The following is a 14,092-nucleotide window of genomic DNA, read 5'->3' on the forward strand; positions in this document are numbered from 1 at the left end:
ACTTTGAATGTAGTTATAATTTTAATGATCTCTAGGGGGTTAAATGAAGTGGAGATTTCTACGGAACGACAAAAGTATACGCATAATTATCTGTACCTATTGTCACTCCGTAGATGTCTCAATAAATAAATCAATATTCAATAGCGGTGGGCTTTAGCCCGCCAAATAAAAAAACAAAAAATCACTGGCTTTAGCCCAAACCTGAATAATCCGAACTTGAAAACTAACCTCTAATTGCTAACTTCTAAAAAACATGCACGAACAACTCCTTTTAATCCTTGGGCTTTTATTACTCGTTATGATGCTGGTTATGCTGGCACAGCGGATTAAAATTGCCTATCCTATCTTTCTGGTTCTTGCCGGATTGGGGATTAGCCTTATTCCCGGAGTTCCTGTTTTAAAGCTGGATCCTGATATTATATTTCTGATTTTTTTACCCCCTCTTTTATACGAAGCAGCTTGGTATACTTCATGGAATGATTTCTGGAAATGGAAACGTCCCATCAGCCTGCTGGCTTTCGGGCTTGTTTTTCTTACTTCTCTGGTCGTGGCATATACTTCGCAAATGCTGATTCCGGGATTTACGCTCGCATTGGGATTTTTATTGGGAGGAATTGTTTCACCACCGGATGCGGTGGCGGCCACTACAGTCTTAAAAGGATTAAAAGTACCGAAACGTACCCTTGCCATTCTGGAAGGAGAAAGTTTGATTAATGATGCCTCTTCACTTATTGTTTTCAGGTTTGCTCTCGCAGCAGTGATGACGGGCGCATTCTCCATACACGAAGCTACAGGACAGTTTTTTCTCGTTGCAGGAATGGGAGTTGTGGTCGGAATTGCAGGAGCCCATATTTTTTATGCCATTCATCGTTTTTTACCTACAACACCGGCTATTGATGCGGCACTGACGGTAATGACACCGTACATCCTGTTTCTTTCTGCAGAGCATTTTCATTTTTCGGGAGTGATGGCGGTTGTGAGCGGAGGATTATTTATGTCTTTCCGCGCCCATGAAATTTTTAGAACGGGAACCACAAGAATCAATATGACAGGAGTCTGGAATACCCTCATTTTTGTGATGAACGCTTTGGTCTTTGTATTAATAGGCCTTGAACTTCCTGATATCATCAATGGATTAGGCACTATTTCGGTAATGGAAGGTATCAAATATGGCTTAATTATAAGCTTAATCGTTATCGTTGTACGTCTTCTATGGATTTATCCGGTGGCCCACCTTCCAAGATGGCTGAGTGAAAAAGCCCGCCGTGATCCAAGTCCGGGATGGAAAAATCCCTTAATTATAGGCTGGGCAGGCATGAGGGGAGTCGTTTCTCTGGCAACAGCCTTATCTATTCCGGTCATGATGAATTCACAGGCTGAATTTCCGATGAGAAACCTGATCATTTTTATCACCTTTGTGGTCATCTTTGTAACCTTGGTTTTTCAGGGGCTTACCTTGCCTTTAATCATTAAATTAACTAAAATAAAAGAGATTGACCCTATTCTTCCTTCTCATGAGCAGCAGGCAGGAATACAAATGAGGCTGGATAAGCTTGCCGTTCATCAGCTGGATAAAAAATACAGCGAAGCGGTGAATAATAATGGCCTGCTGGAAAATCTTAAGAAGGCGCTGCAAAGTGATATCAAACTTCACCAGAATCATTTAAGCTCTATTGAAATGTGCACCAACAGACAAAATGATATGGAAGAATATCATAAGGTAATGCTGGATATATTTGCTTTACAGAGAAAAGAACTGTTTACAATGAAACGGGAAAAGCTATTCAGCGATGACGAGATCCGGAAGGCAGAATCACAGCTGGATCTGAATGAGCTGAAAATTACGGGGAATAAGCATTTGTAGGAGGAATTCGGAATGAGGGTCTCGGTTTTGAAAGGATAATTTCGTAGGTCTTGTACCGATTATTCACATCATAAAAATAGTAAACGCTCAACCTTCAATTTTAAACTTTAAACATCAAAACATGAAAACATTACACTTCTTAGTCATTGGAAAGAACCAGGAAATTCTGGATACTTTAAAAAGAATCATAGAAAATAATGAGGGCTGGACGGCAGAAATACAGAGTGATGAAAATTTCTGCTATCAATACATACAAGACAATCCGGTGGATATCGTACTGTTAAGCTCAGGTCTTGACGACCATTTTGAGCAAGCGATCAAAGAATTTTGCAATGGATTAGATAAGGAGGTTAAAGTGATTGACCATTACGGAGGAGGAAGTGGGCTTTTAAAGAATGAAGTTTACAGTCTTTTTCCTAATTTGCAGGGATAAACGTTACATTATGTTCGAAAATATCCTCAAAAATATCACAAGATTTATCTCCATTACTCCTGAAGAAGAAAAAACTTTTACAGATCTGCTTGCGTGCCAGTCGTTTCCTAAAAAAACGGTGCTGCTCAGAGAAGGTGAAATCTGTCAGTTTGAAGGGTATATTCACAAAGGATGTGTGAGAATGTACTGTCTGGACGATAATGGCTCCGAAGTAACGCTGCTGTTTGCTATTGAAGACTGGTGGATCAGTGATATTGCTTCATTTCAGGAACAGAAACCCTCTAAAGTGTATATCGAAACCCTGGAAGATTCAGAAATTTATATGCTGAATCCTTCAACGAAAGAAAAATTATTGCAGGAGATTCCTAAATTTGAAAGAGTTTTCAGAATGCTTGTTCAGAGGAATCTGGCAACACTGCAGAGCCGGCTTGTCAATACCATTTCCAAAACTGCATCAGACCGGTACCTTGAATTCATCAAAGTATATCCATCCATCCCACAAAGGGTAGCGCAGTATTATATTGCTTCTTACCTGGGAGTCTCGAAAGAATTTGTAAGCACCATCAGAAAGCGCCTTGCTTCAAAAGAAAAATAACCTTTGCTGAATTGGGGAATCCATTTTCCAGTCTGTAATAATAACCATTTTAGCATACATATTGCGCCTTTGCATTTTTCGGAAAATAACAAACCAATAGAGTCATACTGCCGGATACTTTTTGTATCCGGTATTTTTTTTTGCTTTAAAGTCATTTATTAAACTAGTTAAATGTGCAGGGTTCCCGGTCTCTCTAAATTTGTCCTATCAAACAAGAACAAATAACAACTGAGATATGGACCGAAAAGATTTTTTAAAGAAAGGACTATTGGGAACAGGAATGTTTGTAGCATCAGCTTCTCTGGCAAGCGCTATGAAAAATGACATTGATGAGATCGAGCCATTAGAACCGATCGGATACAATCATCTACCCAATACAGAATCAAAAATAAAAGAAAACTCCGTCATCCACAGAGCAGACTCAAGAGGAAAAGCAGATCACGGATGGCTGTTGAGCCAGCACACCTTCAGCTTTGCCAATTATTACAATCCTGAAAGAATGCACTTCGGAGTATTGAGAGTCCTGAATGATGATAAGGTGGAAGCCGGAAGAGGTTTCGGAACACATCCCCACGACAACATGGAAATCATCAGCATTCCTTTGGAAGGGGATCTTGAGCACAAAGACAGCATGGGAAACACCGCAGTGATCAGAAGCGGAGATATTCAGGTAATGAGTGCAGGAACCGGAATCATGCACAGTGAATTCAATAAAAACAGCGATAAACTTGTAAAATTCCTTCAGATCTGGATCTATCCGAAAAAAAGAAATGTGACCCCACGATATGACCAGATTACTTTAGACAAAACAAAAAGCCATAACCAGTTTCAGCAGATTCTTTCTCCCAATGCGGATGATGAAGGTGTATGGATTCATCAGGATGCATGGTTTCACCTGGGAACTTTTGATCAGAATAAAGAATCCCGCTACCACATCAGAAAGAAAGGAAATGGACTGTATGTTTTTATGCTCAAAGGCTCTGCACAAATAGGTGAAGAGACCCTGGGAGAACGTGACGGATTCGGGATCTGGGATATTCAGGAAGTCAATATCAAAGCCCTTCAAGAAGGTACAGAAATTCTCCTGATGGAAGTACCTATGACAATGTAATATAAAACTTAACAGAAAACAGAAAACAGAAAAATAACAACCCTTACATTTTAAATTATGAAAAAATTAATCTTATCATTGGCCGCTGGTTTAGTATCCTTCACAGCATCAGCACAAAATCCCGGAAAATCATTGTTAAATCCTTCCAATCATGCTGTAGTGCTTATAGATCATGAAGGTCAGATGGCTTTTGCAACCAAAAGCATCAGCATGGAAGAGTTAAGAAATAATGTGGCACTTGTAGCAGGAGGATCAAAAATATTTAATGTTCCCACAGTAGTTACTACCGTAGCAGAAAAATCATTCAGCGGACCGGTTTTTCCTGAAATTTCAGAAGTATATCCTGAAGCAGCAAGCGGATATATAGACAGAACCACCATGAATACCTGGGAGGACGTTAATGCTCATAAAGCCATTACCGGAAAAAATAAAAAGAAACTGGTTTTTGCCGGACTATGGACCAGTGTATGTATCGTAGGGCCTGTATTATCCGCTATTGATGAAGGATATGATGTATACGTGGTAACAGATGCTTCAGGTGATGTTTCCAAAGAAGCCCATGAACAGGCCGTGACCCGTATGGTGCAGGCAGGTGCGCATCCTATAACCTCTGTACAGTATGTATTGGAGCTTCAGAGAGACTGGGCAAGAAAAGAAACCTATAAACCGGTAAATGATCTGATGAAAAAACATGGTGGTGCTTACGGTATTGGAATTCAGTACGCTCAGGAAATGTTAAAACATTAATACGATCTGTTTCGGCAGGCTGAAAGCCTGCCGAAATCTTCAACCTAAATATTAATATAATGAAACTACTGAATATACTTACACTTTCCACATTTTTAGCTGCAGGAGCGATGCATGCCCAAAAAGCTGATATGATCATCACAAATGGGAAAGTGACCACCATGGATGATAAAAATCCGGAAGTACAGGCTGTTGCGGTAAAAGACCATAAAATTCTGCAGGTGGGAACCAATGCCCAGATTTTAAAATTAAAAGGCGGAAATACCAAAGTGATTGATGCCAAAGGGAACAGAGTAATTCCCGGATTGTTTGACAGCCATTTGCATGTAATCCGCGGAGGTAGATTTTACAATACGGAGCTTCGCTGGGATGGTGTGAAATCTTTGAAAAGAGCGCTTGAAATGTTAAAGGAACAGGCTCAGAGAACTCCTGAAGGACAATGGGTAAGAGTCATCGGAGGCTGGAATGAATATCAGTTTGAAGAAAAACGTCTTCCTACACTGGCTGAAATTAATGAAGCCACAGGAAATGTGCCCACTTTCATCATGTACCTCTACGGAAAAGCCTGGTTAAACAAGGCAGGATTAAAAGAACTGAATATCAATGGTGATACCCCTAATCCTTCACAGGGGCTGATTGAAAAGGGCAATAACGGAGATCCTACAGGATTACTGGTGGCAGAACCTAATGCATTTATCCTTTATTCAACATTGGCAAAACTGCCGGAGCTGAAAGAAGAAGAAAAAGTAAATTCTACCCTTCAGTATATGACCGAGCTGAACAGATTAGGTGTAACTGCAGTAATGGATGCAGGCGGAGGTTTTCAGAATTTCCCGGATGACTACGGAACAACCGATAAGCTTAATAAAGAAGGAAAAATTACCGTTCGTTTACCCTACTATTTATTCGCACAGAAAAAAGGTTCTGAGCTTGCAGATTATACCAAATGGATTGGTATGGTAGAGATTGATGATCATGGGCACAACGGGTTCAACGAAATCGACTATCATGTCAACGGAGGAGGAGAAAACCTGGTCTCAGACGGAGCCGATTTTGAAAACTTCCTTTTCCCAAGACCGGAACTTCCCGCTACCATGGAGAAAAATATGAAAGAAGTAGTAAGCCTTCTGGTGAAAAATAAATGGCCGTTCAGAATTCATGCAACCTATAATGAAAGCATCACCAGATTTTTAAATGTTATTGAAGACGTTAACAAAGAAACTCCCCTGAATGGATTAGTCTGGTTTATTGATCACGCTGAAACGGTTACCGAAGACAATATGAAAAGAATAAAAGCATTGGGTGGAGGAATTGCAGTACAGCACAGAATGGCCTATCAGGGAGAAAGCTTTATTCACAGATATGGTAAGAAGCCGGCTTTGGCATCTCCTCCCGTAAAAAAGATGCTGGAAATGGGAATCCCTGTAGGACTGGGAACAGATGGAACCAGAGTGGCAAGCTATAATCCGTGGGTGGCTTTGTATTGGATCACTACAGGAAAAACAATAGGAGGAACTCAGGTGATGGGGAAAGAAAATACGCTGGACAGAAAAACAGCTTTATCACTTTCTACTTACGGAGGATACGAACTCATCAAAGACTACCAGAAAGGAAAAATTCAAAAAGGATACTTTGCAGATCTTACCATTTTGGATAAAGATTTCTTTACAGTAAGTGATGAAGAAATAAAAACCATTACGTCAAAGCTAACCATTGTAGACGGAAAAGTAGTGTACGGAGACGAAACCTACAAAACAGCAGCTCCGGCGCCGCTTCCAGTCATTCCGGACTGGTCACCGGTAAAATATTACGGTGGCTATCAGATAAAATAATTTTTTAAATCACAAAGGCTTCTAATCAATTAATTACCAACCAATATTCCAACTGAAGGGGTGAAAATTCCCCTCTTCTGGAGGGGTGGCGAAAATTCAAAGAATTTTAGACGGGGTGGTCCTATACACAAAGAATTACCACTATAAAATAGCCCCAATCATCCGTGTCAATCCGTGTAATCTGCGGTTAAAAAACAAAAAATCAACCTTAAAACGTCATTCCAATCATGAAAAAGTTAATCAGTATCATTACCAATACCAATCCGGGAAGAAAATTAACCGATGCTGCACTTTTAGTATTCAGAATCTTACTTTCGATAGAATTGATCGTAGTACACGGACTTAAAAAAATAGGAGTAGGTGTTTCAGAAGCAGAGCAGGTTCCGAACCCGCTTCACCTTCCCGAAGCATTCAACAGTCTTTTTGCAGATGCTGCCAACCTGGTATTTCCGGTGCTTGTGATCTTTGGTTTTTTCACTAGAATTGCTGTACTGCCTATTTTGGCAGTAACGCTTACAGGATATTTTATTCTTCACTGGAATGATGCATTATTGATAAAAGATACTCCTTTTATGTACAGTTTATGTTATCTGTTTTTACTGTTTATGGGAGCTGGAAGATATTCGGTGGATCATTATTTAACAAAGAAAACATCATGAAAAAACTGATCGCCATTGTACTGTTGCTGCAGATTTTCATTCCCTTTCAGCTTTCTGCTCAGTTTAAGCTGATGAGGTTTGATGAAGATTATGCTTCGTATAAAGATTCAGCGGAAACTTTTTACAACTCCATCAAATACATACCCATTGCAGAAAAAAACAACAACTATCTGTCATTGGGAGGAGAAGCAAGAGTGGAATTTGTAGATTTTAATAACGAAGACTGGGGAAGACTGGGAATTGGAAGCAATCCTTTTCTGATTCAAAGATACAGTGTACATGCAGATCTGCATCTGGGCTCAAGGGTAAGAATATTCGGACAGGTGAGAAGCGCATGGGAAAATGGAAGAAAGAACGGACCACGCCCTATTGACGAAGACCATTTGAATATCCAGAATCTCTTCATTGATGTTGATATTTTGAAAAATGATAAAGAAAAGCTGACCATGCGTGCCGGAAGACAGGAGCTGGATTATGGCAGCGGAAGACTGATCTCGGTAAGAGAAGGTCCGAACTTAAGACTGTATTTTGACGGATTGAAGTTCATGTACAGAAGAGGGAATTTCAGATCTGATGCCTTTATGATGGCCGCCAGTGAAATCAATCCGGGAGCATTCGATAACAAGTCTTCAAAATCAATCAACCTCTGGGGAAGTTACAACACATGGATTATTCCCAGAAGCGGAAACCTGGAACTCTATTATTTAGGCATTCACAGAAAAGACGTCCGTTTTGAAGATGGGCTTTCCGATGAGAACAGACATACTTTTGGCGGAAGATTCTGGAAATATGGAGGAGGTTTTATTTACAATTTTGAAGCAGCCTATCAGTTCGGAAACTTTAATAGAGGAAATATCAGCGCGTGGACGGCTTCTGCAGACATCGGATATATGTTTGAAAATATCAAAGGAAAACCGACCATCAACCTTAGAAACGACTATATCTCAGGGGACAGCAATAAAGGAGACGGAACATTGGGAACGTTTAATCCGCTCTATCCCAAAGGAGGTTATTTCGGATTTAACCCCCAGATCGGTCCGGTGAATCTGATTGATATTCACCCTTATGCAACCATTGATCTGGGAAAAAAAATAACAATGCAGGCAGACGTGGTTTTCAACTGGAGATATGCTGCACAGGACGGAATTTACAGACCCAGCGGAACGTTGAATTTACCATCTTCAAACTCAAAAAAGAAATACATCGGAACCGCATTTCTAGGAAGTTTCAATTATAAGATCAATCCATTTTTAACCTTTAATACCGGAATACAGTATTTCAATACCGGAGCCTTTATCAATGATGTCATCGAAAATCACAAAGACGGACTCTTCATCAATTCCAGACTCGTATTTAAATTTTAAACACACACACAGAGGGAATTTGAAAATTTGAAAATGAGATAATTTGAAAATAAACTGATCAATTATCCCACATCAATGTACCTTTCCATCACAGAAACTATCTTTGAAAAGAAATAAAAATAGCCAGAGCGAAGCGACTCGCGCCTTAACAACATAAACCTTAAAAAACTTAGCGCCCTGGCGTTATTCCAACAAATAAAAATTAAAACCCGCAACAAAAATAACCCGCAAATCGCACCCCGAACCCACAACAAACAACAAAAAATAAATCACATGAAAAATACACTAAAACACTTACTGGTAACTACAGCTTTAGCATTATCTACAGTTAATTTTGCACAAACTATAACCACAGCTCCTGCAAAAACCACAGCCATCGGAACTTCCAAAACCTGGGGAACCGTAGACGGAATCTCCATGGTAGGACTGGTACAGGGACCATCGTCTGCTGATGCACAGCTTCAGGTAGCCTGTGTCTTCGAATATACAGATAATGATATCCACAGCGCTCAGGCATTACCCGCCAAATTGAACGGACTGGTTCACCTGGATGAAGCTTTAAAAGGAGAACTGACGAACATCAGAAAAACAGGTCAGTTTTTAGGGCATTCTCTGGAAACTATTTTAATAACACCGCCTGCCGGATCCATGCCAGCAAAGAAACTATTATTGATCGGTTTAGGAGACCGCAATCAATTTACCCCGGATTTAATGATTTCTGTAGGAGAAGTTGCCGCCCGTGAAGCCATGAGGTTAGGTGTTACCAATTTTGCATTCGCCAGCGACCTGAAAGATGCCGGAATAGATTCACCCACCGCTTTGGTAGCCGGAAATGTAGTAAGAGGAATTGTACATGCCAACCGCGCTGAAAATTACCTGAAAGAGCACCATCTATCCACCACAAAAAAATTAGAAAAAGTATACCTTCTGGCTGGTCCTGCCTTCTTTGAAACCGCAGGCGGAGGAATTACCGATGCCATTTCAGAAGTAAAAAAGAAATAATGAACCAGTTTCATTACATTGTTGATTGAGCCTCCTTTTATAAGGGGGCTTTTTGTATAAAGATGATCACGATTATATACCTAGCAAGCTGTCTATTTAAACGCAAAGTTTATATCCCTTTTTAAAATTTTAAGGAAGCAAAGTTGGAATCAATTTCATTGATTCTTTCCAAGCTTGTGGATTAAGCTTCCGCTTCATCAGCGACCTTAGTCGTATTTCTTTGCTACCTTAAAAGTATGAAGCTTAAATAATAAAAACTTTGCGTTTAAATAAATTGTCTAATACCTTATATTTTTAGAATTCAACATGTAATTCCTTCTTTCTCAAGGCTAAGCCCTCAAGCCTCAATGAAATTTGATAAGTCAAAAAAATTCCCGATTTTTGCACTCCTTCAATAAAACCGAGTTCATGAAATTATGTATTGCCGAGAAACCCAGTGTTGCCAGAGATATCGCCAAAGTATTGGGCGCTACCACGCCTAAACAAGGCTATATGGAAGGGAACGGCTATTGCGTAACATGGACGTTCGGGCATCTTTGTACCCTGAAAGAACCTCATGATTACGGTCCGCAGTTCAAATCCTGGAATCTTTTTTCACTGCCGATTATTCCTAACAGTTTTGGAATCAAGCTGATCCCGAATAAAGGGGTGGAAAATCAATTCAAAGTCATTGAAAAACTAGTCGAAGAATGTGATGAGGTCATTAACTGTGGGGATGCCGGGCAGGAGGGAGAACTCATCCAGCGCTGGGTATTGCAGAAAGCAAAATGCAACAAACCCATTCAGCGTTTATGGATTTCTTCATTGACGGAAGATGCTATTAAAGAAGGTTTTGCGAGCTTAAAACCTGCAGAAGATTACAAAAACCTGTATCTGGCAGGAAATGCAAGAGCCATAGGAGACTGGTTACTGGGAATCAATGCAACAAGACTCTTTACCAAGAAATTTGGAGGCAATAAAGCTGTTCTTTCCATTGGAAGGGTGCAGACCCCTACACTCGCCATGCTGGTACAGCGTCAGAAAGAAATTGATGCCTTTACTACAGAAGAGTATTGGGAACTGAAAACCAAATACCGTGACGTGATTTTCAATGCAGCCATTGACCGCTTAAAAACGTTGGAACGTGCAGAAAAAGGACTGGAATATCTTAAAGTAAATCCTTTTGAGATCGTTTCTTTCGAAATTAAAGAAGGAAGAGAAAAAAATCCACGGCTTTTCGATTTGACCGGACTTCAGGTAGAAGCCAATAAAAAATACGGGTATTCAGCAGAAAATACCTTGAACTATGTGCAAAGTCTTTACGAAAAGAAGCACGTAACCTATCCTCGTGTGGATACGACCTATCTATCAGACAGTTTATATCCGAAAATTGCAGGAATTCTTCAGAAAATGTATCCTTATCAGGATCTGATTGCTCCACTACTGGAAGCTCCGATTCCAAAATCAAAAGCGGTTTTTGATGATACCAAGGTAACTGATCACCATGCCATCATTCCTACAGAAATTCCACCTTCTCAGAATCTGAGCAGGGAAGAAAAACTGATTTATGATCTGATTGCAAAACGTTTCATTGCGGTATTCTATCCGGAATGTAAAATTTCCAATACTTTGGTAGAAGGAAAAGTAGGAACCATTCCTTTCAAAACCAGCGGAAGACAGGTTCTTGAAGCAGGATGGAGAGCTGTGTATGCCAAAGAGCCTAAAGAAGAAACTTCCGATAAGGAAAAAGAAAAAGAGGAAGAACAGACCATTCCTGAATTTATTGTAGGAGAAACCGGACCTCATGATCCCATGATCCATCAGGGAAAAACAACTCCTCCGAAACCCTACACCGAAGCAACTCTGCTGAGAGCCATGGAAACTGCCGGAAAACAGGTAGAAGATGAAGAGCTGCGTGAAATGCTGAAAAATAACGGGATCGGAAGACCTTCTACCCGCGCCAATATCATCGAAACCCTTTTCAAAAGAAAATACATTGAGAAGAAAAGAAAAAACCTGATTGCTACCCAAACCGGAATCCAGCTGATTGATACCATTGAAGATGAGCTGCTAAAAAGCCCGGAACTGACCGGAGAATGGGAATCCAAACTTCGTAAGATTGAAAAAGGTGAGTATGAAGCCAATCTTTTCAAAGAAGAACTGATCCAAATGGTGACAGAACTCACTGAAAAAGTGGTGTACGGAAAAGGAAAAGTGATCACCCTTCAGGAAGAACAAAAAGAAGAAGTAAAAGAGAAGAAAAAAAGAGAACCTGCACAGAAAAAAGAACTGCAGTCCTGGGAAGAAACAAAATGCCCGAAATGCAAAGAACACCATCTGATCAAAGGAAAAACGGCGGTAGGCTGCTCCGATTTCAAAAACTGCGGCTTTAAGATCACCTTTGAAATTTTGGGTAAAAAATTATCAGATAAACAGCTTTTAGACCTTGTTTTAAAAGGAAAAACTTCAAAATTAAAAGGCTTCACCACCCATCCGGAAGCCATCGCAGAAGGTGTTTTGACCTTGAGTGATGACTTTCAGGTACAACTAAGCTAATTGAGACATTACGCTATTTTATCGGAGAATCTTTGCGCCTTAAAAACAGTCGGGAAATAACTTGCGTCTTTGCATTTTCCAATAAAACCCATTTGGAGATTCCTGCGGAATGACAATCTGTGTGGATAAACCGAGCGTTGCATTGGTCAGTCCCCAGGAATCTACCCGTATTTCTGAACTTTAAAATCGTTCACCAATAACCAACTGAAGACGTAAAAATTCCCCTCCAGTGGAGGGGGCAAAATTCAAAGAATTTTTGACGGGGTGGTTGTACAGCTTTTCTGAATGTATTATCATGCTGAAATTCCCGCATTCACTCTTTTCTGCTTTATAAACTGAAAGATTGATCCGGCAATAAAAAGCAGAAAAATAACAAGAAGAGTCTGTCCTATAATCGGATCCTTAATATCTTTTGCCAAAGGATGCCCGATCGGAATCCGGGTAAATGTCTCATTAATGGTTGGAACAAGCGACAGAAAAAAACTGAAAGACAACAGGAAATTCTCGAAATACCTTGCTTTTCCAGCCTCTTTTTTATTGGCGAAAAGAAAATAAGCAACAGAGATCAGCACGATGATCAGTAAAGAAAATACATGTCCTGCATTGAACCCTCCATGTTTTGAGATACCTAATGCGGTAAGCGATGTAAGGGCAGTAGCATAAAAATATACTTTTCCGGACAGCTGATAAAGATTAATTTTACCATATCTGATAAAACCTGTAATAGCACCCACAAGCGCTGTGATGCCGATAATAGTATGAAAAATTCCTAAAATTGATAAATTCATAATGGTGACGATTTTAAATGAATACCCATTCAGTTCTTACGAAACTGATGGTACAAATTTGCGATAGAGTCAGAAAAATGATGGAGTGATTTAGTTCAATAATTTGAGATTTTGGTCCAGACAAAAACACCCCTTATTCGAAATAAGAAATGTACGTATCACTCTGTAAAAATATCTATCGGTTATTTTTCTTTCTGTTGCTGCCGGTAACTGGATGGAGTAATATGATATTTATCGCTGAAATTTTTAGTAAATGTAGCCAGATCGTTAAATCCGCATTCCCATGCAATATCAGTAACACGTTCATCAGATAGTAATAGCAGTTCGGCAGCTTTTTCCAGCTTTTTATTTCTTATATAATGAGCAGGTGTATCATTATAAAGTTTAGTAAATTCCCTTTTGAAGGATGATACACTTAAATTGCTCTGTTCTGCAAGCTGTTCAATGGTTACCTGTGAAAATAAATTCGCCTCAATAATCTGTCTGAAAGAATAGGCGGTGGGAGAGAAAAGCTGTGAAAGGATCATCTGAACGGCTGAAGCATTCTGTGACTGAGCCAGCAGCAGCATAATTTCCTTTAGCTTAAGAATTAATATATCTTCATTAACGAGAGATGGATTTTCGAAGTAAAAAAGCAATCCTTCAACATATTTTTGAATGAGAAAATTATTATTTATTTTCTCATTAGATAAGTTCGAAACAGTATTGGCAGGCTTTTGCAGCAGTAAAGGAAGCTCACGGTCGTAAATTTTTCTCAGAATATCCGGATAAAAAGTAACGATGACAATTTCACAATGATCCTCTGTTGCTGAATTTTGAATATGCTTTCCGGCGCTGATACAATTAAGAAGCAGCGAATAGTTAGAAGCAATATTCAACTCCAGTTCATCCGTTTTATAGTGAAACCCACCTCTGAGAACATACAGAAAGCAGGCCTGCTCCGCAACCGGAAAATCATATCTGAATGGTCCTTTCAGGTCAATTTTCTGGATCAGGGTTTTTCCAAACAATTCATGTTTTTGGTAATCATTCAGCATATTGGAGGAATTTAGTTTCTCAATTCAATAATAGGAAAAGTTAACTGAATTTTCATGGTAAATGCAAAGCAATAATCCATTTATGAAGATAAAACCCCATGTGCCTTAAAACAAAGAGCTTTGGA

Annotated in this window: 12 protein-coding genes; 10 read left to right on the plus strand and 2 right to left on the minus strand. The window is 39.6% G+C overall.

What is annotated here, in order from left to right:
• Window positions 1-253: 253 nt before the first annotated feature.
• The 10 genes from BLW74_RS05435 (at window position 254) to BLW74_RS05480 (ending at window position 12,142) form a co-directional block, all read left to right on the plus strand.
• On the plus strand, window positions 254-1,864 hold the full coding sequence (locus BLW74_RS05435) for a Na+/H+ antiporter (protein WP_089690402.1): 1,611 nt from the start codon (window positions 254-256) through the stop codon (window positions 1,862-1,864).
• Window positions 1,865-1,985: 121 nt separating this feature from the next.
• Window positions 1,986-2,297 carry a hypothetical protein gene (locus BLW74_RS05440; protein WP_089690403.1) on the plus strand — a complete coding sequence of 104 codons (312 nt, stop codon included), beginning with the start codon at window positions 1,986-1,988 and terminating at the stop codon, window positions 2,295-2,297.
• A gap of 10 nt (window positions 2,298-2,307) precedes the next feature.
• The gene (locus tag BLW74_RS05445; RefSeq protein ID WP_089690404.1) at window positions 2,308-2,892 is read left to right on the plus strand and encodes a Crp/Fnr family transcriptional regulator; all 585 of its coding nucleotides are present in this window, start codon (window positions 2,308-2,310) and stop codon (window positions 2,890-2,892) included.
• A gap of 235 nt (window positions 2,893-3,127) precedes the next feature.
• The gene (locus BLW74_RS05450) at window positions 3,128-4,003 is read left to right on the plus strand and encodes a pirin family protein (protein WP_089690405.1); all 876 of its coding nucleotides are present in this window, start codon (window positions 3,128-3,130) and stop codon (window positions 4,001-4,003) included.
• A gap of 57 nt (window positions 4,004-4,060) precedes the next feature.
• Window positions 4,061-4,750, plus strand: coding sequence for a hydrolase (locus BLW74_RS05455; protein ID WP_089690406.1), 690 nt, complete (start codon window positions 4,061-4,063; stop codon window positions 4,748-4,750).
• Window positions 4,751-4,809: 59 nt separating this feature from the next.
• Window positions 4,810-6,582, plus strand: a complete 1,773-nt coding sequence (locus BLW74_RS05460; RefSeq protein WP_089690407.1) for an amidohydrolase — start codon at window positions 4,810-4,812, stop codon at window positions 6,580-6,582.
• A gap of 227 nt (window positions 6,583-6,809) precedes the next feature.
• The gene (locus BLW74_RS05465; RefSeq protein ID WP_089690408.1) at window positions 6,810-7,241 is read left to right on the plus strand and encodes a DoxX family protein; all 432 of its coding nucleotides are present in this window, start codon (window positions 6,810-6,812) and stop codon (window positions 7,239-7,241) included.
• The gene (locus BLW74_RS05470) at window positions 7,238-8,605 is read left to right on the plus strand and encodes an alginate export family protein (RefSeq protein WP_089690409.1); all 1,368 of its coding nucleotides are present in this window, start codon (window positions 7,238-7,240) and stop codon (window positions 8,603-8,605) included. Before BLW74_RS05465 ends, BLW74_RS05470 begins: the two co-directional genes overlap by 4 nt.
• Before the next feature lie 273 nt (window positions 8,606-8,878).
• Window positions 8,879-9,607 (plus strand): M17 family peptidase N-terminal domain-containing protein, encoded by a 729-nt coding sequence (locus BLW74_RS05475; protein WP_089690410.1) that lies wholly within the window; start codon window positions 8,879-8,881, stop codon window positions 9,605-9,607.
• A gap of 408 nt (window positions 9,608-10,015) precedes the next feature.
• Window positions 10,016-12,142, plus strand: a complete 2,127-nt coding sequence (locus BLW74_RS05480; RefSeq protein ID WP_089690411.1) for a type IA DNA topoisomerase — start codon at window positions 10,016-10,018, stop codon at window positions 12,140-12,142.
• A gap of 293 nt (window positions 12,143-12,435) precedes the next feature.
• Here BLW74_RS05480 and BLW74_RS05485 read toward each other — a convergent pair whose 3' ends face one another.
• Window positions 12,436-12,930 (minus strand): hypothetical protein, encoded by a 495-nt coding sequence (locus tag BLW74_RS05485; protein ID WP_089690412.1) that lies wholly within the window; start codon window positions 12,928-12,930, stop codon window positions 12,436-12,438.
• Between the two features lie 182 nt (window positions 12,931-13,112).
• Complete coding sequence (locus BLW74_RS05490) at window positions 13,113-13,967, minus strand: helix-turn-helix domain-containing protein (RefSeq protein ID WP_089690413.1); 855 nt, start codon at window positions 13,965-13,967, stop codon at window positions 13,113-13,115.
• Window positions 13,968-14,092: the final 125 nt, after the last annotated feature.

The sequence above is a fragment of the Chryseobacterium culicis genome, assembly GCF_900108365.1.
GTDB classification, from domain to species: domain Bacteria; phylum Bacteroidota; class Bacteroidia; order Flavobacteriales; family Weeksellaceae; genus Chryseobacterium; species Chryseobacterium culicis.

What these genes read in the sequence shown, in the direction of transcription:
- BLW74_RS05435 (WP_089690402.1), top strand. Translation starts at nt 254, where the DNA reads ATGCACGAACAACTCCTTTTAATCCTTGGGCTTTTATTACTCGTTATG.
- BLW74_RS05460 (WP_089690407.1), top strand. Translation starts at nt 4,810, where the DNA reads ATGAAACTACTGAATATACTTACACTTTCCACATTTTTAGCTGCAGGA.
- BLW74_RS05465 (WP_089690408.1), top strand. Translation starts at nt 6,810, where the DNA reads ATGAAAAAGTTAATCAGTATCATTACCAATACCAATCCGGGAAGAAAA.
- BLW74_RS05470 (WP_089690409.1), top strand. Translation starts at nt 7,238, where the DNA reads ATGAAAAAACTGATCGCCATTGTACTGTTGCTGCAGATTTTCATTCCC.
- BLW74_RS05480 (WP_089690411.1), top strand. Translation starts at nt 10,016, where the DNA reads ATGAAATTATGTATTGCCGAGAAACCCAGTGTTGCCAGAGATATCGCC.
- BLW74_RS05450 (WP_089690405.1), top strand. Translation starts at nt 3,128, where the DNA reads ATGGACCGAAAAGATTTTTTAAAGAAAGGACTATTGGGAACAGGAATG.
- BLW74_RS05440 (WP_089690403.1), top strand. Translation starts at nt 1,986, where the DNA reads ATGAAAACATTACACTTCTTAGTCATTGGAAAGAACCAGGAAATTCTG.
- BLW74_RS05490 (WP_089690413.1), bottom strand. Translation starts at nt 13,967, where the DNA reads ATGCTGAATGATTACCAAAAACATGAATTGTTTGGAAAAACCCTGATC.
- BLW74_RS05475 (WP_089690410.1), top strand. Translation starts at nt 8,879, where the DNA reads ATGAAAAATACACTAAAACACTTACTGGTAACTACAGCTTTAGCATTA.
- BLW74_RS05485 (WP_089690412.1), bottom strand. Translation starts at nt 12,930, where the DNA reads ATGAATTTATCAATTTTAGGAATTTTTCATACTATTATCGGCATCACA.
- BLW74_RS05455 (WP_089690406.1), top strand. Translation starts at nt 4,061, where the DNA reads ATGAAAAAATTAATCTTATCATTGGCCGCTGGTTTAGTATCCTTCACA.
- BLW74_RS05445 (WP_089690404.1), top strand. Translation starts at nt 2,308, where the DNA reads ATGTTCGAAAATATCCTCAAAAATATCACAAGATTTATCTCCATTACT.